This window comes from Caloramator mitchellensis (assembly GCF_001440545.1).
Lineage (GTDB): Bacteria > Bacillota > Clostridia > Clostridiales > Caloramatoraceae > Caloramator > Caloramator mitchellensis.
In genome coordinates, this window is the sequence record NZ_LKHP01000004.1 from 213,466 (window position 1) to 236,768 (window position 23,303).

General features: G+C 35.5%; 42 protein-coding genes. 2 read left to right on the forward strand and 40 right to left on the reverse strand.

Annotated features, from left to right (window positions below; translation table 11 throughout):
* The first annotated feature begins 97 nt into the window (after positions 1-97).
* Both ABG79_RS05220 and cwlD read left to right on the forward strand, forming a co-directional pair.
* Positions 98-322 (forward strand): hypothetical protein, encoded by a 225-nt coding sequence (locus ABG79_RS05220; RefSeq protein ID WP_057977851.1) that lies wholly within the window; start codon positions 98-100, stop codon positions 320-322.
* A gap of 86 nt (positions 323-408) precedes the next feature.
* On the forward strand, positions 409-1,092 hold the full coding sequence (gene cwlD / locus ABG79_RS05225) for an N-acetylmuramoyl-L-alanine amidase CwlD (protein WP_057977853.1): 684 nt from the start codon (positions 409-411) through the stop codon (positions 1,090-1,092).
* 40 nt (positions 1,093-1,132) lie between these two features.
* On the opposite strand, the gene rpsI is transcribed toward cwlD, so the two are convergent.
* From rpsI to ABG79_RS05425, 40 genes are all read right to left on the reverse strand, one after another.
* Positions 1,133-1,525, reverse strand: a complete 393-nt coding sequence (gene rpsI, locus ABG79_RS05230) for a 30S ribosomal protein S9 (RefSeq protein WP_057977942.1) — start codon at positions 1,523-1,525, stop codon at positions 1,133-1,135.
* Positions 1,526-1,550: 25 nt separating this feature from the next.
* Entirely contained in the window at positions 1,551-1,985 is a 435-nt protein-coding gene (gene rplM / locus ABG79_RS05235; RefSeq protein ID WP_057977855.1) for a 50S ribosomal protein L13, read from the reverse strand.
* A gap of 116 nt (positions 1,986-2,101) precedes the next feature.
* Positions 2,102-2,836 carry a tRNA pseudouridine(38-40) synthase TruA gene (gene truA, locus ABG79_RS05240; RefSeq protein WP_057977858.1) on the reverse strand — a complete coding sequence of 245 codons (735 nt, stop codon included), beginning with the start codon at positions 2,834-2,836 and terminating at the stop codon, positions 2,102-2,104.
* 2 nt (positions 2,837-2,838) lie between these two features.
* Entirely contained in the window at positions 2,839-3,636 is a 798-nt protein-coding gene (locus ABG79_RS05245) for an energy-coupling factor transporter transmembrane component T family protein (RefSeq protein WP_057977860.1), read from the reverse strand.
* Positions 3,633-4,493: an energy-coupling factor transporter ATPase gene (locus tag ABG79_RS05250; RefSeq protein WP_057977862.1), complete on the reverse strand. Its 861-nt coding sequence runs from the start codon at positions 4,491-4,493 to the stop codon at positions 3,633-3,635. Before ABG79_RS05250 ends, ABG79_RS05245 begins: the two co-directional genes overlap by 4 nt.
* On the reverse strand, positions 4,478-5,320 hold the full coding sequence (locus ABG79_RS05255) for an energy-coupling factor transporter ATPase (RefSeq protein ID WP_057977864.1): 843 nt from the start codon (positions 5,318-5,320) through the stop codon (positions 4,478-4,480). The genes ABG79_RS05250 and ABG79_RS05255 overlap by 16 nt, the downstream gene beginning before the upstream one ends.
* Before the next feature lie 77 nt (positions 5,321-5,397).
* Positions 5,398-5,742 carry a 50S ribosomal protein L17 gene (gene rplQ / locus ABG79_RS05260; protein ID WP_057977944.1) on the reverse strand — a complete coding sequence of 115 codons (345 nt, stop codon included), beginning with the start codon at positions 5,740-5,742 and terminating at the stop codon, positions 5,398-5,400.
* Between the two features lie 24 nt (positions 5,743-5,766).
* The gene (locus ABG79_RS05265) at positions 5,767-6,714 is read right to left on the reverse strand and encodes a DNA-directed RNA polymerase subunit alpha (protein WP_057977866.1); all 948 of its coding nucleotides are present in this window, start codon (positions 6,712-6,714) and stop codon (positions 5,767-5,769) included.
* A 57-nt stretch (positions 6,715-6,771) separates the two neighbouring features.
* On the reverse strand, positions 6,772-7,392 hold the full coding sequence (rpsD, locus tag ABG79_RS05270) for a 30S ribosomal protein S4 (protein WP_057977867.1): 621 nt from the start codon (positions 7,390-7,392) through the stop codon (positions 6,772-6,774).
* Between the two features lie 18 nt (positions 7,393-7,410).
* Positions 7,411-7,809: a 30S ribosomal protein S11 gene (rpsK, locus tag ABG79_RS05275; protein ID WP_057977869.1), complete on the reverse strand. Its 399-nt coding sequence runs from the start codon at positions 7,807-7,809 to the stop codon at positions 7,411-7,413.
* Positions 7,810-7,826: 17 nt separating this feature from the next.
* Entirely contained in the window at positions 7,827-8,204 is a 378-nt protein-coding gene (gene rpsM, locus ABG79_RS05280) for a 30S ribosomal protein S13 (RefSeq protein WP_057977872.1), read from the reverse strand.
* 77 nt (positions 8,205-8,281) lie between these two features.
* A complete protein-coding gene (gene rpmJ, locus ABG79_RS05285) occupies positions 8,282-8,395 on the reverse strand; it encodes a 50S ribosomal protein L36 (RefSeq protein ID WP_048571584.1) in 114 nt (37 codons plus the stop codon).
* Positions 8,396-8,407: 12 nt separating this feature from the next.
* Positions 8,408-8,626 carry a translation initiation factor IF-1 gene (gene infA, locus ABG79_RS05290; RefSeq protein ID WP_057977873.1) on the reverse strand — a complete coding sequence of 73 codons (219 nt, stop codon included), beginning with the start codon at positions 8,624-8,626 and terminating at the stop codon, positions 8,408-8,410.
* Between the two features lie 17 nt (positions 8,627-8,643).
* Entirely contained in the window at positions 8,644-8,913 is a 270-nt protein-coding gene (locus ABG79_RS05295) for a KOW domain-containing RNA-binding protein (RefSeq protein WP_057977875.1), read from the reverse strand.
* A gap of 14 nt (positions 8,914-8,927) precedes the next feature.
* Positions 8,928-9,674, reverse strand: coding sequence for a type I methionyl aminopeptidase (gene map / locus ABG79_RS05300; protein ID WP_057977877.1), 747 nt, complete (start codon positions 9,672-9,674; stop codon positions 8,928-8,930).
* Positions 9,671-10,324: an adenylate kinase gene (locus ABG79_RS05305; RefSeq protein ID WP_057977878.1), complete on the reverse strand. Its 654-nt coding sequence runs from the start codon at positions 10,322-10,324 to the stop codon at positions 9,671-9,673. Before ABG79_RS05305 ends, map begins: the two co-directional genes overlap by 4 nt.
* Positions 10,325-10,342: 18 nt before the next feature.
* Positions 10,343-11,617, reverse strand: a complete 1,275-nt coding sequence (gene secY / locus ABG79_RS05310; RefSeq protein ID WP_057977880.1) for a preprotein translocase subunit SecY — start codon at positions 11,615-11,617, stop codon at positions 10,343-10,345.
* A gap of 1 nt (position 11,618) precedes the next feature.
* Positions 11,619-12,059: a 50S ribosomal protein L15 gene (rplO, locus tag ABG79_RS05315; protein ID WP_057977882.1), complete on the reverse strand. Its 441-nt coding sequence runs from the start codon at positions 12,057-12,059 to the stop codon at positions 11,619-11,621.
* A gap of 19 nt (positions 12,060-12,078) precedes the next feature.
* Complete coding sequence (rpmD, locus tag ABG79_RS05320) at positions 12,079-12,258, reverse strand: 50S ribosomal protein L30 (RefSeq protein WP_057977884.1); 180 nt, start codon at positions 12,256-12,258, stop codon at positions 12,079-12,081.
* A gap of 12 nt (positions 12,259-12,270) precedes the next feature.
* Entirely contained in the window at positions 12,271-12,771 is a 501-nt protein-coding gene (rpsE, locus tag ABG79_RS05325) for a 30S ribosomal protein S5 (protein WP_057977886.1), read from the reverse strand.
* Positions 12,772-12,790: 19 nt separating this feature from the next.
* Positions 12,791-13,159, reverse strand: a complete 369-nt coding sequence (gene rplR / locus ABG79_RS05330) for a 50S ribosomal protein L18 (RefSeq protein WP_057977889.1) — start codon at positions 13,157-13,159, stop codon at positions 12,791-12,793.
* 19 nt (positions 13,160-13,178) lie between these two features.
* Complete coding sequence (rplF, locus tag ABG79_RS05335; protein ID WP_057977891.1) at positions 13,179-13,721, reverse strand: 50S ribosomal protein L6; 543 nt, start codon at positions 13,719-13,721, stop codon at positions 13,179-13,181.
* 24 nt (positions 13,722-13,745) lie between these two features.
* Positions 13,746-14,144: a 30S ribosomal protein S8 gene (rpsH, locus tag ABG79_RS05340; RefSeq protein ID WP_057977892.1), complete on the reverse strand. Its 399-nt coding sequence runs from the start codon at positions 14,142-14,144 to the stop codon at positions 13,746-13,748.
* Positions 14,145-14,172: 28 nt separating this feature from the next.
* On the reverse strand, positions 14,173-14,358 hold the full coding sequence (locus ABG79_RS05345) for a type Z 30S ribosomal protein S14 (RefSeq protein ID WP_057977894.1): 186 nt from the start codon (positions 14,356-14,358) through the stop codon (positions 14,173-14,175).
* Positions 14,359-14,374: 16 nt separating this feature from the next.
* Entirely contained in the window at positions 14,375-14,917 is a 543-nt protein-coding gene (rplE, locus tag ABG79_RS05350) for a 50S ribosomal protein L5 (protein WP_057977896.1), read from the reverse strand.
* 22 nt (positions 14,918-14,939) lie between these two features.
* Positions 14,940-15,257, reverse strand: coding sequence for a 50S ribosomal protein L24 (gene rplX / locus ABG79_RS05355; protein ID WP_057977897.1), 318 nt, complete (start codon positions 15,255-15,257; stop codon positions 14,940-14,942).
* Between the two features lie 15 nt (positions 15,258-15,272).
* Entirely contained in the window at positions 15,273-15,641 is a 369-nt protein-coding gene (gene rplN / locus ABG79_RS05360; RefSeq protein ID WP_057977900.1) for a 50S ribosomal protein L14, read from the reverse strand.
* Positions 15,642-15,665: 24 nt separating this feature from the next.
* A complete protein-coding gene (gene rpsQ / locus ABG79_RS05365; protein ID WP_057977902.1) occupies positions 15,666-15,920 on the reverse strand; it encodes a 30S ribosomal protein S17 in 255 nt (84 codons plus the stop codon).
* Positions 15,921-15,938: 18 nt separating this feature from the next.
* Positions 15,939-16,151 (reverse strand): 50S ribosomal protein L29, encoded by a 213-nt coding sequence (gene rpmC, locus ABG79_RS05370; RefSeq protein ID WP_057977904.1) that lies wholly within the window; start codon positions 16,149-16,151, stop codon positions 15,939-15,941.
* A complete protein-coding gene (gene rplP / locus ABG79_RS05375; RefSeq protein ID WP_057977906.1) occupies positions 16,141-16,581 on the reverse strand; it encodes a 50S ribosomal protein L16 in 441 nt (146 codons plus the stop codon). Before rplP ends, rpmC begins: the two co-directional genes overlap by 11 nt.
* A 26-nt stretch (positions 16,582-16,607) precedes the next feature.
* The gene (rpsC, locus tag ABG79_RS05380; RefSeq protein ID WP_057977908.1) at positions 16,608-17,282 is read right to left on the reverse strand and encodes a 30S ribosomal protein S3; all 675 of its coding nucleotides are present in this window, start codon (positions 17,280-17,282) and stop codon (positions 16,608-16,610) included.
* 18 nt (positions 17,283-17,300) lie between these two features.
* Positions 17,301-17,645: a 50S ribosomal protein L22 gene (gene rplV, locus ABG79_RS05385; RefSeq protein WP_057977910.1), complete on the reverse strand. Its 345-nt coding sequence runs from the start codon at positions 17,643-17,645 to the stop codon at positions 17,301-17,303.
* Between the two features lie 18 nt (positions 17,646-17,663).
* Entirely contained in the window at positions 17,664-17,945 is a 282-nt protein-coding gene (gene rpsS, locus ABG79_RS05390) for a 30S ribosomal protein S19 (protein WP_057977912.1), read from the reverse strand.
* Between the two features lie 74 nt (positions 17,946-18,019).
* Positions 18,020-18,847, reverse strand: a complete 828-nt coding sequence (gene rplB, locus ABG79_RS05395) for a 50S ribosomal protein L2 (RefSeq protein ID WP_057977914.1) — start codon at positions 18,845-18,847, stop codon at positions 18,020-18,022.
* A gap of 60 nt (positions 18,848-18,907) precedes the next feature.
* Complete coding sequence (rplW, locus tag ABG79_RS05400) at positions 18,908-19,207, reverse strand: 50S ribosomal protein L23 (RefSeq protein WP_057977916.1); 300 nt, start codon at positions 19,205-19,207, stop codon at positions 18,908-18,910.
* Positions 19,207-19,827, reverse strand: coding sequence for a 50S ribosomal protein L4 (gene rplD / locus ABG79_RS05405; protein WP_057977918.1), 621 nt, complete (start codon positions 19,825-19,827; stop codon positions 19,207-19,209). Before rplD ends, rplW begins: the two co-directional genes overlap by 1 nt.
* Before the next feature lie 23 nt (positions 19,828-19,850).
* On the reverse strand, positions 19,851-20,492 hold the full coding sequence (rplC, locus tag ABG79_RS05410) for a 50S ribosomal protein L3 (protein WP_057977920.1): 642 nt from the start codon (positions 20,490-20,492) through the stop codon (positions 19,851-19,853).
* Between the two features lie 46 nt (positions 20,493-20,538).
* On the reverse strand, positions 20,539-20,847 hold the full coding sequence (rpsJ, locus tag ABG79_RS05415; protein WP_057977921.1) for a 30S ribosomal protein S10: 309 nt from the start codon (positions 20,845-20,847) through the stop codon (positions 20,539-20,541).
* A gap of 277 nt (positions 20,848-21,124) precedes the next feature.
* Entirely contained in the window at positions 21,125-22,669 is a 1,545-nt protein-coding gene (locus tag ABG79_RS05420) for a glycoside hydrolase family 26 protein (RefSeq protein WP_057977923.1), read from the reverse strand.
* Positions 22,670-22,819: 150 nt separating this feature from the next.
* The coding region (locus tag ABG79_RS05425; protein ID WP_242859311.1) for an EF-Tu C-terminal domain-related protein at positions 22,820-23,303 on the reverse strand (484 nt) is incomplete at its 5' end.

Below are 23,303 nucleotides of genomic sequence, written 5' to 3' on the forward strand. Positions count from 1 at the left end.
ATTTAAATCACATTTTTTTGATTATTTCTATTCTTTATTATTATTGCACATCGTTAAAAATTTGTGTTATAATTACAGAAAAAAGATGAGGTGGAATATGAGAAGATACAATTACCCTTACTTTGGAAAAAGATATTTATATGATATTCCTAATAAGACTCTGCACGATTTATTAAATGAAAAAGATGAATGTAAAATTAATTCTATTCATGAGGATGATATCGATATGTATAGTTCTTTAAATGAGGCTTCTTTGTTAATGGACCATCCCTTCTACTATGAGTGCCCTCATTGTATCGAAAAAAAAGATAATGAGATATAGTTTAGGCTGCCAAACGGCAGCCTTTTTGAATAATACAAATTATTTCTGCATAGTATATTAATGTATTTTTATTTTAGGGTGATGCTATGAAAAGAATATTAATCCCTATAATATTTGTCTTTTTTGCTTATATCATAGTATTCGCAAGCAGATTGTATATAGATACTACAACTTTTGGCGTTAAAAATAATATTACAATTATAGTTGATGCAGGTCACGGTGGAATTGATGGTGGTGCAATCGGCAATAATGGAACAGTTGAAAAAAATATAAATCTTGCTATAGCGCAGAAATTAAAAGGATATATTGAAAGCCATGGTGACACATGTATTATGATACGTGAAGTTGATGAAGGGCTTTATTCCTACGAAACACGGCGGGGGAAAAAAGCAGAAGATTTAAAAAATAGAAAACAGATAATTAAAGAGAATCAGGCTGATTTGTTTATAAGCATTCATCTAAATTATTTTCCACAATCTAGGTATTATGGTGCCCAAACATTTTATCTAACTGGAGATTCCAAAAGCGAAGAATTAGCAAAATATATCCAACAGGAGTTAATTAATATTCTAAACAGAGGTAATAATCGTGTTGCTAAATCATCTGATACTTACTATATTCTTAAGAATAATGGAATTCCTTCAGTAATCGTTGAGTGCGGCTTTTTATCAAATCCTGATGAAGAAGCCCTATTAAATCAAGAGGATTATCAGAATAAAATAGCATGGGCAATTTATTGTGGCATCCTTGATTACTTTGGGTCAAAATAAAAAATATACAATAAAAACCCTCCTGAACGGAGGGTTTAAATTATCTCTTTGAGAATTGTGGAGCTCTTCTTGCCTTCTTTAGACCATATTTCTTTCTTTCTACCATTCTTGGGTCTCTTGTTAAGAATCCTGCCTTCTTTAATACTGGCTTAAGGTCTGCATCTGCATTAACCAATGCTCTTGCTATACCATGTCTAATTGCACCAGCTTGGCCTGTGAATCCACCACCATGAACGTTTACAAGAACATCATATTTATTTAAAGTCCCTGTAAGTGCAAGTGGCTGTCTAACTATAACCTTTAAAGTTTCTAGTCCAAAGTAATCTTCAATATTTCTTTTATTTATTATGATATTTCCTTCACCTGGAACTAATCTTACTCTAGCTACAGATGTCTTTCTTCTTCCTGTTCCGTAGTATTGAACTCTTTCCATCATCGTATCCTCCCTTCAGGCCTCATTAATACTTAAGTTCAAGAACTTCTGGCTTTTGAGCTTCATGATTGTGAGCTGAGCCTCTGTAAACCTTAAGTTTTTTGAACATTTGTCTTCCAAGTGGTCCCTTTGGAAGCATTCTTCTAACAGCTTCTTCGATTGCAAGTTCTGGTTTAGTATCTAATAGTTTTCTATATGATACTTCCTTCATTCCGCCTGGATATAAAGAATGATGTCTATATAACTTTTGGTCAAGCTTCTTTCCAGTTAATGCAACCTTTTCTGCATTGATAACGATAACAAAGTCACCAGTGTCAACGTTTGGAGTGTAAATCGCTTTATGCTTTCCTCTTAATATAGTCGCTATTTGGCTAGCAAGTCTTCCTAATGTCTTATCAGTAGCGTCTACTACATACCATTTTCTTTGAACTTCTTCCTTCTTTGCCATGTAAGTTTTCATCGTTTTCCCTCCCTAACAAAATCCTAGTTTCTATCGTAAAGGATCCGGGGCTAGTGGTCCTTTTTACACATAATCACACTATTTTATTTTAATACAACTATCCTGGTGTGTCAACATCAATAATAAACTTTTTCAAGATAAAGTCCTTGTGGTGGTGCAGTTGCACCTGCTCTTTTTCTATCCTTTGACTGTATTATATCCTTTATTTCATTGGGTTTAATTTTACCTCTGCCAACATCTATTAATGTCCCTACAATTATTCTTACCATATTGTAAAGAAACCCATTTGCTTCAATGTTGACAGTTATAAATTCATCTCTCTTAATCAATTCTAGTAACATAATGTTTCTTACACTTGTTTTAACCGAGCTTCCTGTGCTTCTAAAGGCACTAAAATCATGTTCTCCTAAAAAATATTTACAGGCTTCCTGCATATTGCCTAAATTTAAATCATATTTTACATGCGCTGCATAATTTCTATACAAAGCCAACGGAACTTCCCTGTTCACAATTAGATAGCTATATTTTTTACCTTTGCTGTCATATCTTGAATGAAATTCCTTTGAAACTTCTTCAGAATGAATTATCTTAATATCTTCTGGTAAAACTGAATTAAGAGCATTGCATATCTTTTCTGCAGGGACACGAGTGTTTGTAAAAAAGTTAGCTACTTGTCCCTTAGCATGAACCTTTGCATCGGTTCTGCTTGAACCTATTAGCTCAACCTTTTCCTTTAAAATTTTCTCAATTGATTTTTCTATCATTTCCTCAATGGATATACCATTTTTTTGTTTTTGCCATCCACAATAATTGGTTCCGTCATATTCAATAATAAGTTTTATGTTTCTCATACTTATCGCCTGCTTATAATACATATTATTGAAAAAACTAAAAACAGTGTTATAGCAATATAATCCCTATAGCTAACTCTAAGCTGCTTTAAACGTGTTCTTCCTTCTCCTCCTTTGTAGCATCTAGCTTCCATAGCTAATGCTAACTCATCAGCTCTCCTAAATGCACTAATGAATAACGGCACTAAAACTGGGATTAACCCCTTTGCTTTTTTTACAATGCTGCCAGAGTCAAAATCTGCACCTCTTGCCATCTGTGCCTTCATTATTTTGTCAGTTTCGTCTAATAATGTAGGTATAAATCTTAATGCAATAGTCATCATCATTGCAAGTTCGTGTGCAGGAAGTCCTATTCTTTTAAAAGGATTTAATATTCTTTCAATGCCATCGGTAAGAGCTATTGGTGATGTTGTTAATGTTAGTAATGAAGTCCCTATAATCAAAAGAATTAACCTTAACGACATAAAAATTGCCAGATTAATTCCTTTGTCGGTAAAAGGTATAACATCAAACAACCTAAATAATACATTCCCAGGAGTCAAGGTCGCATTTAATACAGCGGTAAAAATTATTAACCATATGATACCCTTTATGCCGTTAAATAAATATTTGAATGGAACATGTGCAATTGCAATCATAAATAATGTAAATACAATTACAATTCCATACCCCGCATAGTTATTAACCACAAAAACTGTTATGAGATAAAGAAAAGATAACATTATCTTAACTCTTGGGTCTAACTTATGGATAAACGAGTCCCCTGGAAGATATTGTCCAATAGTAATATCCTTTATCATAATGTTCTTCTCCTTAAGACTCTAAGTATTTCGTGTTTTGCCTCTTCAATTGTCATGATATCCTCTTTTATATCAAATCCTTTGCTCCTTAAATTTCTAGCAAGGTAAGTTACTTGCGGAGCAGCAAGGCCTATTTTTTCCAAAACATCAATCTTGCTAAATACTTCTCTGGGGGCTCCCTCTAAAACTACTCTTCCTTTATCTAATACAATTAGCCTATCTGCCAATTGTGCCACCTCTTCCATGCTATGAGAAACCATTATAATAGTCATTTTGTATTCTTTATGCATATTCTTTATTTGATTTAGTATTTCATTTCGTCCCCTTGGGTCAAGTCCTGCTGTTGGCTCATCAAGAATTAAGACCCTAGGCTCCATTGCTAATACACCTGCAATTGCCACTCTTCTTTTTTGTCCACCACTCATTTCAAATGGAGACTTGTCTTTATATCTTTCATAATCTATTCCAACAAACTTCATTGCTCTTTTTACTCTATCTTCTACTTGTTCAGGATTAAGTCCTAAATTTGTCGGTCCAAAAGCAATGTCTTTATATATCGTTTCTTCAAATAATTGGTGTTCTGGATATTGAAATACAATGCCTACTTTGTGCCTAATTTTTTTTAATTCAACATTTTTGTCTGTCAGGCAGATTTCATCAATGTAAACTTTACCTTCAGTCGGTTTTAACAGTCCATTTATTTGCTGTATTAAAGTAGATTTTCCTGAACCTGTATGACCAATCAAACCAATGAACTCTCCATCAGCTATGTTAATCGATATATTTTCTAACGCCTTTTTTTGAAAAGGCGTATTTGGCATATACACATACGATAAATTTTCTATTTTAACCGGCATAATGCATCCACCATCTCTTCAATAGTCAAGATATTATCCTTTATATCTATTCCTTCATTTTTTAATTCAAATGCGAGTTGAGTCACTTGTGGCACGTCAAGGCCTAAGCTTTTTAATTCCTTTACCTTTTTGAAAACTTCTCTTGGGCTATCATCCATAACAATTTTCCCATCGGAAACTATAACTACTCTATCGGCATCAACAGCCTCTTCCATAAAATGAGTTATTAATATAATGGTTATTTTTTCCTCTTTATTCAATTTCTTTATAGTGTTAATAACTTCACGTCTACCTGATGGGTCGAGCATTGCAGTTGGTTCATCAAGAACAATACAGCTTGGTTTCATAGCCAGGACTCCCGCAATTGCGACTCTTTGTTTTTGACCTCCTGAAAGCAGATGAGGTCCATGTTTCGCATATTCTAGCATTTCAACTGTTTCTAGTACTTCATCTACTCTTTTGCGAATTTCCGCTGGCTCTACTCCTAAATTCTCTGGTCCAAATGCAACATCTTCTTCAACTATAGTTGCAACAATTTGATTGTCAGGATTTTGAAAGACCATGCCAACGGATTTTCTTATATCCCAAATCAAAGATGCATCTTTTGTATTCATATTTTTTACGATTACATCTCCACTTGAAGGAACTAATATTGCATTGAAGTGCTTTGCAAGAGTTGATTTTCCTGAACCATTATGACCAATAATAACAACAAACTCACCAGGTTTAATGGTCAAATTGATTCCATTCAATGCAGTGGTTTTATCTTCATCGTCAAATTCCTTTTTATAATTAAAATTTACGTCTATAGCTTTTATCATTTCCATAAGGCAAACACCTTCTATAAAATTTAATTAACAAAAAGGGATTAAGTATAGATATACTTAACTTAATCCCTTACTGCTTACACTAATTCTAATATAACCATTTCTGCGGCGTCCCCTCTTCTTGGTCCAAGTTTCATTATTCTTGTATAGCCGCCGTTTCTATTTTCATATTTTTTTGCTATATCGCTAAATAACTTTGCTACAACTTCTTCTTCTGTTATATAAGAAAGAACTTGTCTTCTTGCATGTAAATCTCCTCTTTTAGCAAGAGTTATCATCTTTTCAGCAATGCTTCTAACTTCCTTAGCTCTAGCTTCAGTAGTTAGTATTCTTCCATCCTCTGATTTGAAAAAGCTTGTTACAAGATTTCTCAACATAGCTATTCTTTGATCTGTAGGACGGCCAAGCTTACGGTAGCCCATATTCTTTGCCACTTTGCATCCCTCCTATTCTTCTGACTTCTTTAAGCTAAATCCTAGTGACTCCAATTTTTGTATAACTTCCTCGAGAGATTTCTTACCTAAATTTCTAACCCTCATTAAATCTTCTTCAGATTTTTCAACCAAATCTCCAACAGTATTGATGCCTGCACGTTTTAGACAATTGAATGCTCTTTGTGATAAATCTAGCTCCTCAATAGTCATATCAAGAGCCTTATCCTTCTTTTCGTCTTCCTTATCTACGAGAACCTCAACTCTGTCCACGTGATCTGTTAAAGATAAGAATATTCTAAAATGTTCTATTAACAACTTTGCTGATAAACTAATTGCATCATCTGGCGAAACTGTTCCATTAGTCCAAATTTCAAGAGTTAATTTATCATAATCAGTTCTTTGTCCTACACGAGTGTTTTCAACTACATAATTAACTCTTTTAATAGGGGTGTATATTGAATCTATAGGGATAACACCAATAGTATGGCTCAATTCCTTATTTCTTTCTGAAGAAACATATCCTCTGCCCTGATCTATTGTCATTTCAATATACAATCTCCCACCTGCACTTACTGTGGCAATATGATGGTCTTTGTTAACAATTTCAACTGACCCATCGCATCTGATATCGCCGCCAGTTACTACTGCAGGTCCAGTAACGTCAATTACTGCTGTCTTTGGGAAGTCGCCTTCAGCCTTTATCGCAAGGCCTTTAATATTTAATATAATTTCAACGACATCCTCTTTAACATTTGGAACAGTTGAGAATTCATGTAAAACTCCGTCTATCTTAACTGTTGTCACAGCTGCACCTGGCAACGATGAAAGAAGAACCCTTCTCATCGCATTGCCAAGTGTTGTTCCATAACCTCTTTCAAGAGGTTCTATAACAAATTTAGCATAATTATTTGCATCATCACGTTCAACACATTCAACCTTTGGTTTTTCAATATCAAACATTAACAAACCCTCCCTTTTTTATCTTTTCATACCGAGGGCAACTGATTCTAATTATTATTACTTGCTGTAAAGTTCGACGATTAGTGTTTCGTTAACTGGGATATCAATATCTTCTCTTTGTGGAAGAGCAACAACTTGACCTTCCATCTTTTCTTTATCAACTGTTAACCACTTTGGAGTAGTAGTTGCTAGTTCCTGTAAAGCTTTAAACTTTTCAGAATTCTTGCTTGATTCTTTAACAGCAATAACATCATTTAATCTAACAATGTATGATGGTATGTTTACCTTTTTGCCGTTTACTGTGAAGTGTCCGTGTCTAACTAATTGTCTTGCTTCAGCTCTTGAACCAGCAAAACCTAACCTGAAAATAATGTTGTCAAGTCTTAATTCAAGAAGTCTTAATAGGTTTTCACCGGCAATACCCTTTTGTCTTTCTGCTTCTTCATAGTATTTTCTAAATTGTGATTCTAATACTCCATAAATTCTCTTTGCCTTTTGTTTTTCTCTTAATTGTAAACCATAGTTAGTTAGCTTCTTCTTGTTATGTCCATGTTGTCCAGGAGCATATGCTCTTCTAACTATAGCACATTTATCTGAATAGCATCTATCTCCCTTAAGATATAGCTTAACTCCTTCTCTTCTGCAAAGTTTGCAGGATGGTCCTGTATATCTAGCCATTTGTTACACCTCCTATAATCAGACTCTTCTTCTCTTTGGTGGTCTGCAGCCATTGTGTGGTATTGGAGTTACGTCCTTTATTAGACTAACTTCAAGTCCTGCAGCTTGTAATGCTCTGATTGCAGCTTCCCTACCTGAACCTGGACCTTTAACGTAAACTTCAACTGATTTCATACCGTGGTCTGTTGCAACTTTAGCTGCAGTTTCTGCTGCCATCTGTGCTGCAAAAGGAGTGCTCTTTCTTGAGCCTCTGAATCCAAGTGCACCAGCACTTGACCAAGCTATAGCGTTTCCATTCACGTCTGTGATAGTCACAATTGTATTGTTAAATGTTGATTTAATGTGAGCTGCGCCACGATCAACATGCTTACGTTCTCTTCTTTTTCTAACTTTCTTACCTTTAGCTTGTGCCGCCATTCATCGTCCCTCCTTTATTATTTTCCTGCCTTCTTCTTTCCTGCGATTGTTCTTCTTGGGCCCTTTCTTGTTCTTGCATTTGTCTTTGTTCTTTGGCCTCTAACTGGCAATCCTCTTCTATGTCTTAATCCTCTGTAGCATCCTATTTCCATTAATCTCTTAATGTTTAGTGCTATTTCTCTTCTTAAGTCACCTTCAACAGTAAAGTTCTTGTCAATGTATTCTCTTAACTTAGCAACTTCTTCTTCGCTTAAATCTTTAACTCTAGTGTCTGGGTTAACACCAGTAGCTTGCAATATCTTATTAGCACTTGGTCTACCTATACCATAGATATAAGTTAGAGCTATTTCTACTCTTTTTTCTCTTGGCAAGTCAACACCTGCAATTCTAGCCATTGTGTTTTTACACCTCCTGTGATTTTATTAAACTATATATTATCACCGATTTTGCCTTCGGTGCAGCCGCGTTCAAATTAACCTTGCTTTTGCTTATGCTTTGGATTTTCGCAGATCACCATTACTCTACCATGTCTTCTTATAACTTTGCACTTTTCGCAAATTGGTTTTACTGATGGTCTAACCTTCATGGCTATCCCTCCTTACTTTCCTCTCCAAATTATTCTTCCACGATTTAAATCATATGGTGAAACTTCAACAGTAACCTTGTCGCCTGGAAGTATCTTTATAAAGTTCATTCTAAGCTTACCAGATATATGTGCTAATATTACATGCCCATTTTCTAATTCTACCTTAAACATCGCGTTTGGTAAAGCTTCAATTACAGTTCCCTGTAACTCAATAACGTCGTCCTTTGACATAAGGTGGACACACCTCCTTATAATAGACCCATTGACTGCAGCGATTTCCTAATATCTGCGTCAGTAATCCTTTTATTTTCCAACAGAGCATTTCTTATATCATCAGCAAACTTGTCGTGAAAAACTAGATGTTTAATCTTTTTCTTCTTGGGTTTGCTAAATTTTCTTAGGTCTCCGTCAGCAATTAATACATAGTTTTCATCCAAAAGTCCAACTATGATAAAATATCTGTTTTTATCCCTACCTGCCCTGGAGTGAACCAATTGTCCTAGGGCAATTCCTTCCATAAAATCCACCTCTATTAAATTATTGTCAAAATTTCAGGTCCATTTTCAAGTATAGCAACAGTATTTTCATAATGAGCAGACAATCTGTTATCAAGAGTCACAACCGTCCAGCCATCATTAAGTTCAGTAACGGCATATGTTCCTAGGTTAATCATAGGCTCAATAGCTATCACCATTCCTTTTGACAGCTTAGGACCCCTGCCAGCCTTACCGAAATTTGGAACGGATGGTTCCTCATGAATTTGTTTGCCTATGCCGTGTCCTACATAATCCCTAACCACAGAGAATCCGTAGGATTCTGCATACCTTTGGATGGCATTGGATATATCTCCAATTCTGTTTCCAACTGTTGCAAACTTGAGTCCTTCAAAAAAGCTTTGTTTTGTAACTTCTATGAGCTTTTTTGCTTCTTCTGAAATTTTTCCTACTGCAAAAGTTCTAGCAGCATCACCGTGAAAACCTTGATATAAAACTCCGCAATCAATGCTTATTATGTCTCCTTCTTCTAAAACCCTGTCGCTTGGTATACCATGAACTACTTGCTCATTTACCGAGGTGCAAAGGGTTCCAGGGAACCCGTAATAACCTTTAAATGATGGACGGGCCCCGTATTTTATTATAAAATCTTCAGCAATACTATCTAGCTCTTTTGTTGTAACTCCAGGCCTTACATGATGTTCTAGAAGTTCTAATAATTCTGCCACTATCCTTCCAGATTTTCTCATGATTTGTATTTCATTATCTGATTTTAAATAAATCATTTGGGGTCTCTCCCTAACGTTTTACATATATCTTCAAATACCTTTGCTATATCTTGATAACCGTCGATATTCTTTAGTAATCCTTTGTTTGAATAATAATCTATTATAGGTTGAGTCTGCCTTTTGTAGACCTCTAATCGTTCATTTACAGTTTCAAGTGAATCATCACTTCTCTGTATTAAATCAGAACTACAGAAGTCACATTTGCCTTCCAGCTTTGGTGGATTTGTTTCAATATTGAAACTTGCTCCACAGTGTACGCAGACTCTTCGACCTGATAACCTTCTTTTCAAGACATCTTCAGGAACTACAATATTTATCGCCGCATCAAGACTTAATTCCCTTTTGCTTAAGAATTCCTGCAGGGCATCAGCTTGAGGAACAGTCCTTGGAAAACCATCCAATAAGAATCCATTTTCACAGTCTTTATAGGTTAATCGTTCAAGACAAATATCAATTGTAATATCATCAGGAACTAACTGCCCATTGTCAATAAAAGCTTTTGCCCTAACTCCAATCTCCGTTCTTTCAGATATATTTTTTCTAAATATATCCCCCGTTGAAATATGCGGTATATTAAACTCATTTATTATTTTTTTTGCTTGAGTCCCCTTACCAGCACCAGGTGGTCCAAGCAAAATTATCCTCATCTAAATTCCTCCAAAAAATTATTTTAAAAATCCCTCATAATGCCTCATTGATAGCTGTGCCTTTAATTGTTTATTTATTTCAAGAGCAACTCCAACTACGATTAGAAGAGCAGTTCCCCCGAACTGTAAGTTTCCAAACGCAGGGAATCTTGAAAGTACAACAGGCAATACAGCTACGACTGAAGCAAATAGACCTCCAATTAGCGTCATTCTGTTTATTATTCTTGTTAAATATTCTTCAGTTGGCTTTCCAGGTCTTAAACCAGGAATAAACCCTCCACTTTTTTGTAAGTTCTGAGCAACTTCGTCTGGTTTAAAGGTTACTGACGTATAGAACCAAGTAAAGAATATTATCAAGAAGATATAAACTATTGGATATACCCACCCTCTTGAACTTAAAGCTCCTGAGTTAAACAATACATAGATGGGATGAGTTGGTTGTAATGCTAATTGAGTAATAATTTGTGGGAATTGAACAACTGATATAGCAAATATTATCGCAATAACACCTGCTGAATTTACGTTTATTGGAATATGTGTGCTTTGTCCTCCGTAAGTTCTCATACCAACTTTTCTTTGGGCATATTGAACAGGTATTCTTCTTTCTCCTAAGTCCATTGCCACAACACCTGCAATAACAAGCAGTGCAAAGACTAGGAAAAGTATTATCTCAATATAATTTGCAGTTCCACCCTTTACTGCTATCCACAACGCATAGCCCATTGATGGAATTCTTGCAAGTATACCTGCAAAAATTATCATTGAAGAACCATTCCCTATACCATATTCAGTTATTTTTTCACCTAGCCACATTATAAATGTAGTGCCTGCAGTAAGCGTAATCATGATAAGGAGTATCTGTCCCCATGAGCTATCCAATAATGCTCCATTATTTCTTAAATAAAGTGCAATACTAAAGGATTGAATTAACGCAAAGATTACTGTTCCATATCTTGTATATTCAGCAATCTTCTTTCTTCCTTCTTCACCTTGTTTTGAAAGTTCTTCAAGCTGTGGAATAGCAATTACTAGCAAGCTAAATATAATTGATGAGTTTATATATGGAACTATACCCAAAGCAAATATACTGAATTCTTTAAAAGCACCACCTGATATTATGTCCAGGAATCCAAATAATAAACCTTGATCCACCATGCTTTTTAACTGATTAATGTCGATTCCAGGCACGGGAATGAAAACTCCCGCCCTGTATACCATTAAGAGCAATATCAAAGCAAGTAGTCTTTTTCTTAAGTCCGGAATATTTAAAGCATTACGTAAGGTTTTTACCATATTAGATCACCTCTATCTTGCCTCCGGCAGCTTCAATCTTTTGAGTAGCTGATGCACTAAACTTGTGTGCTTTAACTGTTAGAGCCTTCTTTAATTCTCCGTTTCCTAAAACCTTAACTCCATCATACACTTTATTTATTATTCTTGTTTCAAGCAATAATTCTGGAGTTACAACTGTTCCGTCTTCGAATCTATTTAAAGCTTCTATATTAACTTCTGCATATTCTTTTGCAAATATATTTGTGAAGCCTCTTTTTGGAAGTCTTCTATGCAATGGCATTTGACCACCTTCGAAACCTGGTCTTACTCCACCGCCTGTTCTTGACTTTTGACCTTTTTGTCCTTTTCCAGCAGTCTTTCCTTGACCTGTAGCTGTTCCTCTACCTACTCTCTTAGGCTCCTTCTTAGCTCCGGGAGCTGGTCTTAATTCATGTAGCTTCATTTTCGGCACCTCCCTCGTATTAAACTTCTTCAACCTTTAGCATATATTTAACTTTATTCACCATACCTCTTATTTGAGGAGTATCTTCATGTTCAACATACTTGCCAATCTTTGTTAAGCCGAGGGCTCTTACTGTAGCTTTATGGTCAGGCTTTCTGCCGATTGTGCTTCTCACAAGAGTTATTTTGAGCTTACCCACGGTCTTCCCCTCCTAACCTAAAATCTCTTCTACGCTCTTGCCTCTTAATCTTGCAATTTCTTCAGCTGTCTTTAGCTTGCTTAATGCATCCATTGTAGCATTAACCATATTTCTTGCGTTGTTTGAACCAAGTGATTTTGCTCTAACATCCTTAATACCTGCTAATTCAAGGACTGCACGAACAGGGCCACCTGCAATTATACCTGTTCCTTCTGGAGCTGGCATTAAGAATACCTTACCTGCACCATATTCTCCAACTATTTCATGTGGTATTGTTGTTTCATATCTTGAAACCTTTATTAATTGTTTCTTTGCATCTTCTATAGCCTTTCTTATTGCCTCAGGAACTTCAGTAGCCTTACCTATACCTACTCCAACGTATCCGTCTTCGTTTCCTACAACAACAAGAGCACTGAATCTAAAGTTTCTACCACCCTTAACAACCTTAGCAACTCTATTTATGAAAACAACCTTTTCCTTTATATGTCCAACTTTGCTTGGATCAATTCTCATCTATTTCCCTCCTTCTCCTTTAGAAGTCAAGGCCTGCTTCTCTTGCGCCTTCAGCAAGTTCTTGTATTCTTCCATGATATATATATCCGCCTCTGTCGAAAACAACCTGATTAATTCCCTTTTCTAAAGCTCTCTTTGCTATAAGCTTTCCAACTTCCCTTGCTGCTTCTTTGTTGCTGCCTGCTGATATCTTATCCTTTAATTCCTTATCAAGCGTTGAAGCAGCAACTAAAGTTACTCCAAGGTCATCATTTATAATTTGCGCATACATATGCTTTTCGCTTCTATAAACATTTAATCTTGGACGCTCAGCTGTTCCATATACCTTTTTACGAACTCTTAGATGTCTTCTTTCTTTTTGTTCGTTTCTGGATGGCTTACTAAACATCAAAGCTCACTCCTTTCTATTACTTCTTACCAGTCTTACCTTCCTTACGTCTGATAACTTCATCAGAGTATTTAATTCCTTTTCCTTTGTATGGTTCTGGTTCTCTAACGCTTCTTACTTTAGCTGCCATTTGTCCAACAACAGCATTATCAATTCCTTTAACTATAACCTGAGTTGCAGCAGGAACATCAAATTCAATTCCTTCTGCTGGCTCTATTTCAACTGGATGTGAATATCCAACGCTTAAAACAAGCTTCTTGCCTTGCTTAGCTGCTCTATATCCTACACCAACTAATTCAAGTGTTTTTTGGAATCCTTGAGTAACACCAATTATCATGTTATTTATAAGCGCTCTTGTTAATCCATGTAATGATCTAACTTCTTTTTCATCGTTTGGTCTTGTAACGACTACCTTACCATCCTCAATAGCTATGTTTATTTTCTTGCTCATTTGCTTTGTCAAAGTTCCCTTTGGTCCCTTTACAGTTACTAAATTGTTTTCATCAACTGTAACTGTAACGCCTTGAGGTATAACTACAGGAAGTCTACCTATTCTTGACATGACTGCACCTCCTATTCACTAATATTACCAGATGTAGCAGATAACTTCTCCACCGATACCTTCTTTTCTTGCAACTTTATCAGTTATGATTCCTCTTGAAGTTGATAAAATTGCTATACCAAGTCCTCCAAGAACCTTTGGTATATTATCCTTATGAGCATAAACTCTTAAACCTGGCTTAGAAATTCTTCTTAAACCTGAAATTACTCTTTCTTTATTTTGGCCATATTTCATTGTAAGCTTAAGCATTGGAACTGGACCATCTTGGTATTCTTCCATTGCTGCTAAATAACCTTCTTCTACTAATATTTCCGCAATCCTCTTTTTAATTTTTGAGGCTGGAACTTCAACGTATTCATGTCTTACTATATTTGCATTTCTGATACGAGTTAACATATCAGCAATTGGGTCAGTCATAACCATAGTTTCTGGCCTCCTTTCAACTTATATATTACCAACTTGCCTTCTTGCAACCTGGAATTTCACCTTTATATGCAAGTTCTCTAAAACAAATTCTGCATATTCCGTATTTTCTAAGCACTGCGTGTGGTCTTCCACATATTCTGCATCTTGTATAAGCTCTTGTTGAGAACTTTGGTTCTCTTTTCCACTTTTCAATCATTGCTTTACGTGCCACAATGTTCCCTCCTTTTTTACTGAGCGAATGGCATACCGAGTAATCTTAATAATTCTCTAGCCTCTTCATCTGTCTTAGCAGTTGTAACGAAGATAATATCCATTCCTCTAACTTTTTCAACCTTATCATATTCAATTTCAGGGAAAATAAGTTGTTCCTTTATACCAAGTGAGTAATTTCCTCTACCGTCGAATGCCTTATTTGAAACTCCCTTGAAGTCTCTAACTCTTGGAAGAGCAATGTTTAATAACTTATCAACAAATTCATACATTCTTACTCCTCTTAGAGTTACCTTGCATCCTATTGGCATTCCTTGTCTTATCTTGAAGTTTGATACTGACTTTTTTGCTCTTGTTACAATAGCCTTTTGTCCAGCTATTGTTGATAAGTCATTAACCGCAGCATCCAATAGTTTTGGGTTGTCTTTAGCATCGCCAACTCCCATATTTATAACAACTTTTTCAAGTTTTGGAACTTCCATTATGCTCTTATATCCAAACTTTTCACGCAAAGCTGGAACTACTTCGTTTTCATACTTTTCTCTGAGTCTTGGAATCATTTAGTTAACCTCCTTTCAAGGTTTAGAATGTCTCATTGCAATGCTTGCAAACTCTAACCTTTGATCCATCTTCAAGTATTTTATGCGCTATTCTTGTAGGCTTATTGCATTTTGTGCAGTAAAGCATTACGTTTGAAGCATGGATTGCAGCTTCTTGCTTTATTATTCCGCCTTGTCTATTAGCCATGTTTGGTCTAACATGTTTTGAAACAATGTTTACATCCTTAACTATTACTCTATTCTTATCAGGGAAAACCTTTAAAACTTCTCCCTTCTTACCTTTATCTTTACCAGAGATTACAAGAACTGTATCTCCTCTTTTTACATGAACCTTAGGCATTTAGTCCACCTCCCTTTATAGTACCTCTGGTGCAAGTGAAAGAATCTTTGTAAATTCTTTTTCTCTTAACTCTCTTGCTACAGGTCCAAAAATTCTTGTTCCTCTTGGAGTCTTATCTTCTTTTATGATTACCGCAGCGTTTTCATCAAATCTAATGTATGTTCCGTCTACTCTTCTAACACCCTTAACAGATCTTACTACAACAGCCTTTACAACGTCTCCCTTTTTAACAACACCTCCGGGTGTTGCGCTCTTAACGCTAGCTACTATTATATCTCCAATATTTGCATATCTTCTATTTGAACCACCAAGAACTCTTATGCACATAAGTTCCTTAGCACCTGTATTATCAGCAACTTTTAATCTAGTTTGTGGCTGAATCATAAGTTAAACCTCCTTTCAGAGAAATTATTTTGCTTTCTCAACAATTTCAACAAGTCTCCATCTCTTATCTTTGCTTAGAGGTCTTGTTTCCATTATCTTTACAACATCGCCTATTTTAGCTGTGTTATTTTCATCGTGTGCCTTAAACTTAGCTGTTCTCTTCACTGTCTTGCCGTAAAGAGGGTGACGAACTAATTTTTCTACAGCAACAACAATAGTTTTGTCCATTTTATCAGAAACTACCTTGCCTATTCTAACTTTTCTAAGTCCTCTTTCCACAGGCTATACCTCCCTTCATTATCTTCCCATAGCCTTAAGTTCGTTCTCTCTCATTATTGTTTTGAGCTGAGCTATAGTCTTTTTAACTTCTCTTATTCTCATTGGGTTTTCAAGCTGGCCAGTTGCATGTTGAAATCTTAGATTGAAAAGTTCAGCCTTTAATTCTGTTATTCTCTTTAATAGTTCATCTGGTGTCGATTCACGCATTACCTTTAATTCATTAGCCTTCATTTACTTCACCACCCATCTCAAAGTCACTCTTAGTTACAAACTTTGATTTAACAGGAAGTTTGTGTGATGCAAGTCTCATAGCTTCTCTTGCTACTTCTTCGTTAACTCCACTTAATTCGAATAATATTCTGCCTGGCTTAACTACTGCTACCCAATATTCTGGAGCACCTTTACCTGAACCCATACGAGTTTCAGCTGGCTTCTTAGTTACTGGCTTATCTGGGAAAATCTTTATCCAGAGCTTTCCGCCTCTTTTGATGTATCTGTTTATTGCAATTCTCGCTGCTTCGATTTGGTTGCTTGTAACCCAACCTGATTCAGTAGCTACAATACCAAAATCGCCGTAAGCAAGAGTATTTCCTCTTGTTGCCTGACCCTTCATTCTTCCACGTTGAACCTTACGATGCTTAACTCTCTTTGGCATTAACATGTCCAATTCCTCCTTCCCTTTTGCAATTATTCGTTAGCAGCTTCAGTTGATTCAGTTATTTGTGGCTTCTTCTTTGCAAGAACTTCGCCCTTGTATATCCAAACCTTAACACCGATTTTACCATAAGTTGTGTGAGCTTCTGCAAAACCGTAATCTATATCTGCTCTTAATGTTTGAAGTGGAATAGTTCCTTCATGGTAACCTTCAGTTCTTGCCATTTCAGCACCACCAAGTCTACCTGAAACAGCAGTCTTGATACCCTTTATTCCAAATCTCATTGATCTTGATATAGCTTGCTTCATTGCCTTTCTAAATGAAACTCTCTTTTCAATTTGAGCTGCAATGTTTTCAGCAACTAATTGCGCATCAACTTCTGGATTCTTAACTTCAACGATGTTGATAAGTATATTCTTCTTAGTCATTTTTTCAATTTGACCCTTTAATTCTTCAACACCTTGGCCACCTTTGCCTATAACAATACCTGGCTTTGCTGTGTGTATGTTAACTCTAACCTTGTTTGCTGTTCTTTCAATAACAACCTTTGAAATTCCAGCCTGGAAGTATTTGTTCTTTATAAACTCTCTTATTTTGTTATCTTCTATTAATAGGTCAGCAAAATGCTTATCATCAGCATACCACTTTGCATCCCAGTCCTTTATTATACCTACTCTTAATCCATGTGGATTTACTTTTTGACCCACGCGATGACCCTCCTTCCGTTACGCTCTTTCCTTTAATACCACTGTGATGTGGCTTGATCTTTTCTTTATTTCAAATGCTCTACCTTGAGCATGTGGCTGATATCTCTTTAAAGTTGGTCCTTGATTAGCATATGTTTCTGCAACATATAGCTTTGCAACATCCATGTTATGGTTGTTTTCAGCATTTGCCATAGCTGATTTTAAAACTTTTTCAACTATTGGAGCAGCTGCTCTTGGTGTAAGTTTAAGTATTGATAAAGCTTCTCCAACATTCTTTCCTCTTATCAAATCAAGAACTACTTGAACTTTTCTAGGAGATATTCTCACGTATCTTGCATGGGCTTTAGCTACTTTTGCCTCCATTGAAGCACCCTCCCTTCATTATCTTACCTTTGATGACTTTTCAGTGTCGTCATGTCCTTTGAATGTTCTTGTAGGTGCAAATTCACCTAACTTATGTCCTATCATATCTTCTGTCACATACACTGGAACATGCTTTCTTCCATCATATACAGCGATTGTGTGTCCAATCATTTGTGGGAAAATTGTTGATCTTCTTGACCAAGTCTTTATAACTCTCTTTTCGCCTGCTTTGTTCATTTCAAGAATCTTATTTAATAAATGTTCGTCACAGAATGGTCCTTTTTTTAATGATCTACCCAACTTTATTTCCTCCCTTCTAGGATTTTTAGGAAGCAGCTTGTATAAGAGTCCCCCTATACAAGTGCCCCCTTAAATTATTTTCTTCTCTTAACAATGAATTTATCTGAGTATTTCTTATGCTTTCTTGTCTTGTATCCAAGAGTTGGTTTACCCCATGGAGTAAGTGGTCCTGGATGACCGATTGGTGATCTACCTTCACCACCACCATGTGGATGGTCAACTGGGTTCATTACAGAACCTCTTACAGTTGGTCTTATACCCATATGTCTCTTTCTGCCTGCTTTTCCTATTCTAACAAGCTCGTGACTTAGGTTTCCTACTATACCAACTGTTGCTCTGCAGTCTAATCTAACAAGTCTTATTTCACCGGATGGTAGTCTTACATGGGCATGGCTTCCTTCCTTTGCAAGAAGCTGTGCTGAACCACCCGCAGCTCTTACAAGCTGTCCACCCTTTCCAGGGTATAGTTCAATATTGTGAATAAATGTTCCTACTGGAATATTTCTTAATGGAAGAGCATTACCTACCTTTATATCAGCGTTTTCGCCTGACATAACAGTATCTCCAACCTTTAAATCGTTTGGAGCTATAATGTATCTCTTTTCTCCATCAACATAATGTAGCAAAGCTATGAATGCTGATCTGTTTGGGTCGTATTCAATTGCTGCTACCTTTGCTGGAACATTGTCTTTGTTTCTCTTAAAGTCGATTATTCTATACTTTATCTTGTATCCGCCGCCTCTATGACGAACAGTTATTCTTCCGTATGAATTTCTTCCGGAATTCTTCTTTAAAGTTATTACAAGTGACTTCTCAGGCTCTTTTTTTGTTATTTCAGCAAAGTCAAGAACTGACATGTTTCTTCTACCTGGAGAAGTTGGCTTATATACTTTAACTCCCATTTTTTTCCCTCCTTCGTCTCGCTTATCTGGCATTTAGCCAATAACAGCTTTTATTTTAAATTAAGCACCAAATCCTTCGAAGAATTCGATTCCCTTGCTATCTGCTGCTAATTTAATTATAGCTTTTTTGTAGTCTGGTCTTTTTCCAAAGCTCATTCCTACTCTTTTTTTCTTTCCCTGGTAGTTGATAGTCTTAACATCTTCAACTTTAACACCGAATATATCTTCAATTGCTCTTTTAATCATTGACTTATTCGCATCAGGATGAACGAGGAATGTGTATTGTCTTAAAGCCATTTGATTCATTGTCTTTTCAGTTATAACTGGTCTTACTATTATATCGTAATTTGTTAGCTTCATTATGCATACACCTCCTCAACTAGCTTTGCAGCTTCCTGAGTGATAATAAATTTTTCATACTTTAATATATCGTAAACATTCAAGTTGTTTACTGGAACTACATGAGCATTTTCAATGTTTCTAACTGACTTGTAGATTGCTTCATCTGATTCCTTAACAACTATTAAAGTCTTGTTAGCATTGAACTTATTAAGCATTTCTGCAATTATTCTTGTCTTTGGAGCTTCAAGAGCAAGCTTATCAAGAACAATTATCTGATTTTCAGCAACCTTTGAGGAAAGAGCTGATTTTAACGCAACTCTTCTTAACTTCTTTGGTAATGTATATCTGTAATCTCTTGGCTTTGGAGCAAATACAATACCACCATGTCTCCATTGTGGCGATCTGATAGAACCATGTCTTGCTCTACCTGTTCCTTTTTGTCTCCAAGGCTTTCTTCCACCACCGGAAACTTCCGCTCTTGTTAATGCTGATTGTGTTCCCTGTCTTCTATTTGCAAGGATATTAACAACTACTTGATGCATTGCTTCCTTGTTTATAGGAGCACCAAATACTGCATCTGAAAGTTCTATTTCACCTATCTTTTCAGCACTCATGTTAAATAAATCTACCTTAGGCATCCTACATCCTCCTTTCCTTTGTGTTATGCCTTCTTAACAGCCTTAACAGAATCTCTTATAATCACAAGGCTCTTCTTAGGTCCTGGGACAGCACCCTTTATAAGTATTACATTCTTTTCTGGGTCAACCTTAACTATTTCAAGATTTTGAATAGTAGTCTTTACTGCTCCCATATGTCCTGGCATCTTCTTACCTTTGAAAGTTCTTGATGGGAATGATGAAGCACCCATTGAACCTACGCCTCTGTGATACTTTGAGCCGTGTGACATTGGTCCTCTATTTGCATTCCATCTCTTCACAACACCTTGATATCCTTTACCCTTTGAGGTTCCTGTCACGTCAACCTTTTCACCAACTTCAAAGATATCAGCCTTTATTTCTGAGCCTACTTCATATCCATTGATATCTTCAAGTCTTAATTCCTTAACAAATCTCTTAGGCTTAAGGTTTGCCTTTTCAAAGTGTCCCTTTTCTGGTTTGTTTACAAGCTTTTCTCTTATATCTTCGAAACCAACTTGTATAGCATCGTATCCATCTGTTTCAACTGTTTTCTTTTGAACTACAACACATGGACCTGCTTGAATCACTGTAACTGGAATTACTTTTCCTTCTTCAGTGAATATTTGAGTCATTCCCAACTTTCTTCCTAATATTCCTTTCTTCATTTCGGCACCTCCTTAAATATTAGCGGAATGCTTTGCATTCATAATATTAGAGCTTAATTTCAATATCCACACCAGCTGGTAAATCAAGTCTCATAAGAGCGTCTACAGTCTTTTGTGTTGGATTCAATATGTCGATTAGTCTCTTGTGAGTTCTAATTTCAAACTGTTCTCTTGAATCCTTATACTTATGAACTGCTCTTAGGATTGTTACAACATCCTTTTCTGTTGGTAGTGGCACTGGTCCTGAAACTGAAGCTCCTGTTTTCTTTGCTGTTTCTACTATTTTTTGAGCTGATGAATCTAGTAGATTATGATCGAAAGCCTTGAGCTTAATTCTGATTTTTTGTTTTGCCATTTTCTTACCCTCCTTTTCATCGCACGCTTTGTTTTTTCACGCACGACAACGGTAGCTAAACACACATATCCGGGTGTATCATTGTTTTGTCCACACTAAACTTAACTACCTTTGTCGCCCGATTCTTGATCGAACTTACTCAGCAAGAATTCCCCGAATATCGGCAACCTCTTGCATCATCGCATCTTTTCACTTTGCAACTCTTATATTTTACAATATTATTTGTAAATTGACAAGTATTTTATTGCATTTTATTAAAAACATTTCTTAAATTATTTTAATTTTTTTGTATTGGTTCTTTAATTATCCAATCTTGTTTTAATCCCTCTTTTAACGCTTTTATGCTTAAGTCTGAATTCATTAAATCAAAATCATATTCCCCATCATTCTTGTTAAACCAAATTACAATTTTAATGTTTTTGTATTTAGTTTTTATCTTTTCAAACATATCCTTTATAAACAGGGGTCTGTCCCCACCCGAGCTGACAGAAGCAAATTCTCCAATCATCATAGGTTTATTAGGATAATTTAAAAGGTAAGTTTTATACATATCGGAATATAATTCATCAAAATAACTAAACTTTGAATATTTGGTATTACCAAAGTTATACGCAGTCATGCCTATTATATCTACAAATTTGTTTCCGGGATAGAATAAAACAGCATCATTCCAGATATAATTTGGAATTGACTTATTATTTGGATTCCAAACAAAGTAGGCGTTGTTGCAGCCGTTTGTCTTAAATAAATTTACTATGTGAGCAAAGGCTAACTTATACAAATCTGGGTCGTTATAAGTATATTTGAGACTCCAAAATGTCCATTCGCCATTCATCTCATTTCCAATTCTAAATAGAACAGGTGCATTTAATTTTTTTACATTTTCAACCCAAGTAAGAAGTGTATTGTCGAATTCTCCTTTAATTACTTTTTCAACATAACTCTCGCTTGAGTCAGGAACAGTATTCATAAGAAAAGTAACTATTGGAATTTTACCCTTTGACACTAATTCTTCGGTGTATGAATCATAAGGTTGATTTATGTTCTTATAAAACATTTGAGCCCCTATCCTGGTTTCTAAAGTTTTTTCTAATTTATCAATATCTCTTGAATGCTCATGAAATGTTCCAAACACAAATTTTTCTTTAGGAATCGATAATTTATATCCATTTGTTAGATAGTTAATTTCACCCGAAACTGTCCTATAATCGAAGTTATAATTGTTAACTTTTTTCCTTTCATTAAAATTAATTGTTTTAATAATTTGGTCTACTGTCTTTTTATTTATAGATAGATTTTTTAGGTCTGTCTTAAGTTGAATAAGTAAGACTTTGTTTTTATAATTTATAATGTAGTAGTGATAATAATTCAAATCTCCTTCAAATAACTTGTTTTTTCTTTCATATCCTATAATCCTAACATTATAGTTGTTTATCTTAGCATACCTTGAAAAGATTATATTTTTTCTTATTGATTTTGTCAAATCATCGATATATGTATTTATGTTCTTATTCGTCAGATTCTCATGATATAGGTCGATTCTACAGCTTTTATTAAACAGCCTTACATAATACTTATCTTTTGCAATATCAAAATTGAAATCTTTAGGAAATTGAAAAGAATATCCATGGTTATAGTTGGTAAGTTTATACTTACCCCTACTATAAACTACCCTGGAATTTGTTTTGTAAAGCGTTTGTTCATATTTGCTGCTCAACCATAAATCATAGTAGGTTGTTTTTTTTGATGTTGAAAAAACTGTAGGGCTAAAAAAATTAATTATTAAAAATATTACTAAAAGAACTGCAACAACTTTTTTCATCCTAACTCTCCTCCCCAACAAATAAAAAGACTTTAATATGACTTATAAAACGGGAGAGATGTTCCTTTATTTTAGTTTTTTGCAGTTTTTTTAGTAACACTTGAAATTAAGGGCAATACAAAAGCGGCACAATGTGCCGCTTTTTAAATATTATTCAAAAATCTTAGCAACAACGCCAGCGCCTACTGTTCTTCCACCTTCTCTAATCGCAAATCTTAATCCTTCTTCCATTGCGATTGGAGTGATTAACTCAACATCCATGTTGATGTGGTCTCCTGGCATGCACATTTCTACTCCATCTGGTAACTTGATTGATCCTGTTACGTCTGTTGTTCTGAAGTAGAATTGTGGTCTGTATCCGTTAAAGAATGGAGTGTGTCTTCCACCTTCTTCTTTCTTTAATACGTATACTTGACCTTCAAATTTTCTGTGTGGGTTTACTGAACCTGGCTTTGCAAGAACTTGACCTCTTTCGATTTCTTCTCTTGTTACACCTCTTAATAGTGCTCCTATGTTGTCTCCTGCTTCTGCCATGTCAAGTATCTTTCTGAACATTTCTACACCAGTTACTACTGTCTTCTTCTTTTCATCTTGTAATCCTACGATTTCTACTTCGTCGCCTACCTTCAATACT

Excerpts from the sequence above, each read along its gene's own strand:
- infA (WP_057977873.1), bottom strand. The coding sequence starts at position 8,626 with ATGTCAAAGGACGACGTTATTGAGTTACAGGGAACTGTAATTGAAGCT.
- rplC (WP_057977920.1), bottom strand. The coding sequence starts at position 20,492 with ATGAAGAAAGGAATATTAGGAAGAAAGTTGGGAATGACTCAAATATTC.
- rplF (WP_057977891.1), bottom strand. The coding sequence starts at position 13,721 with ATGTCAAGAATAGGTAGACTTCCTGTAGTTATACCTCAAGGCGTTACA.
- rplN (WP_057977900.1), bottom strand. The coding sequence starts at position 15,641 with ATGATTCAGCCACAAACTAGATTAAAAGTTGCTGATAATACAGGTGCT.
- truA (WP_057977858.1), bottom strand. The coding sequence starts at position 2,836 with ATGAGAAACATAAAACTTATTATTGAATATGACGGAACCAATTATTGT.
- rplE (WP_057977896.1), bottom strand. The coding sequence starts at position 14,917 with ATGATTCCAAGACTCAGAGAAAAGTATGAAAACGAAGTAGTTCCAGCT.
- rplO (WP_057977882.1), bottom strand. The coding sequence starts at position 12,059 with ATGAAGCTACATGAATTAAGACCAGCTCCCGGAGCTAAGAAGGAGCCT.
- ABG79_RS05245 (WP_057977860.1), bottom strand. The coding sequence starts at position 3,636 with ATGATAAAGGATATTACTATTGGACAATATCTTCCAGGGGACTCGTTT.
- ABG79_RS05220 (WP_057977851.1), top strand. The coding sequence starts at position 98 with ATGAGAAGATACAATTACCCTTACTTTGGAAAAAGATATTTATATGAT.
- rplQ (WP_057977944.1), bottom strand. The coding sequence starts at position 5,742 with ATGGGCTACCGTAAGCTTGGCCGTCCTACAGATCAAAGAATAGCTATG.
- rplX (WP_057977897.1), bottom strand. The coding sequence starts at position 15,257 with ATGCCTAAGGTTCATGTAAAAAGAGGAGATACAGTTCTTGTAATCTCT.
- rpsD (WP_057977867.1), bottom strand. The coding sequence starts at position 7,392 with ATGGCTAGATATACAGGACCATCCTGCAAACTTTGCAGAAGAGAAGGA.
- ABG79_RS05295 (WP_057977875.1), bottom strand. The coding sequence starts at position 8,913 with ATGGAAGGAATTGCCCTAGGACAATTGGTTCACTCCAGGGCAGGTAGG.
- rplB (WP_057977914.1), bottom strand. The coding sequence starts at position 18,847 with ATGGGAGTTAAAGTATATAAGCCAACTTCTCCAGGTAGAAGAAACATG.
- cwlD (WP_057977853.1), top strand. The coding sequence starts at position 409 with ATGAAAAGAATATTAATCCCTATAATATTTGTCTTTTTTGCTTATATC.
- rpmJ (WP_048571584.1), bottom strand. The coding sequence starts at position 8,395 with ATGAAGGTTAGACCATCAGTAAAACCAATTTGCGAAAAGTGCAAAGTT.
- ABG79_RS05265 (WP_057977866.1), bottom strand. The coding sequence starts at position 6,714 with ATGTTTGATATTGAAAAACCAAAGGTTGAATGTGTTGAACGTGATGAT.
- rpsI (WP_057977942.1), bottom strand. The coding sequence starts at position 1,525 with ATGGAAAGAGTTCAATACTACGGAACAGGAAGAAGAAAGACATCTGTA.
- rplD (WP_057977918.1), bottom strand. The coding sequence starts at position 19,827 with ATGCCTAAGGTAGATTTATTTAACATGAGTGCTGAAAAGATAGGTGAA.
- rpsJ (WP_057977921.1), bottom strand. The coding sequence starts at position 20,847 with ATGGCAAAACAAAAAATCAGAATTAAGCTCAAGGCTTTCGATCATAAT.
- map (WP_057977877.1), bottom strand. The coding sequence starts at position 9,674 with ATGATTTATTTAAAATCAGATAATGAAATACAAATCATGAGAAAATCT.
- rpsK (WP_057977869.1), bottom strand. The coding sequence starts at position 7,809 with ATGGCGGCACAAGCTAAAGGTAAGAAAGTTAGAAAAAGAAGAGAACGT.
- rpsM (WP_057977872.1), bottom strand. The coding sequence starts at position 8,204 with ATGGCTAGAATTGCAGGTGTTGACTTGCCAAGAGAAAAAAGAGTAGAA.
- ABG79_RS05250 (WP_057977862.1), bottom strand. The coding sequence starts at position 4,493 with ATGCCGGTTAAAATAGAAAATTTATCGTATGTGTATATGCCAAATACG.
- ABG79_RS05305 (WP_057977878.1), bottom strand. The coding sequence starts at position 10,324 with ATGAGGATAATTTTGCTTGGACCACCTGGTGCTGGTAAGGGGACTCAA.
- rplW (WP_057977916.1), bottom strand. The coding sequence starts at position 19,207 with ATGAAGCTAACAAATTACGATATAATAGTAAGACCAGTTATAACTGAA.
- rplM (WP_057977855.1), bottom strand. The coding sequence starts at position 1,985 with ATGAAAACTTACATGGCAAAGAAGGAAGAAGTTCAAAGAAAATGGTAT.
- rpmC (WP_057977904.1), bottom strand. The coding sequence starts at position 16,151 with ATGAAGGCTAATGAATTAAAGGTAATGCGTGAATCGACACCAGATGAA.
- rpsE (WP_057977886.1), bottom strand. The coding sequence starts at position 12,771 with ATGAGAATTGATCCAAGCAAAGTTGGACATATAAAGGAAAAGGTTGTT.
- rpsH (WP_057977892.1), bottom strand. The coding sequence starts at position 14,144 with ATGGTTATGACTGACCCAATTGCTGATATGTTAACTCGTATCAGAAAT.
- rplV (WP_057977910.1), bottom strand. The coding sequence starts at position 17,645 with ATGGAGGCAAAAGTAGCTAAAGCCCATGCAAGATACGTGAGAATATCT.
- ABG79_RS05255 (WP_057977864.1), bottom strand. The coding sequence starts at position 5,320 with ATGGAAATGATAAAAGCTATAGACGTAAATTTTAATTATAAAAAGGAA.
- ABG79_RS05420 (WP_057977923.1), bottom strand. The coding sequence starts at position 22,669 with ATGAAAAAAGTTGTTGCAGTTCTTTTAGTAATATTTTTAATAATTAAT.
- rplR (WP_057977889.1), bottom strand. The coding sequence starts at position 13,159 with ATGTTTAGTAAGCCATCCAGAAACGAACAAAAAGAAAGAAGACATCTA.
- secY (WP_057977880.1), bottom strand. The coding sequence starts at position 11,617 with ATGGTAAAAACCTTACGTAATGCTTTAAATATTCCGGACTTAAGAAAA.
- rplP (WP_057977906.1), bottom strand. The coding sequence starts at position 16,581 with ATGTTAATGCCAAAGAGAGTTAAGCATCGTAAGGTTCAACGTGGAAGA.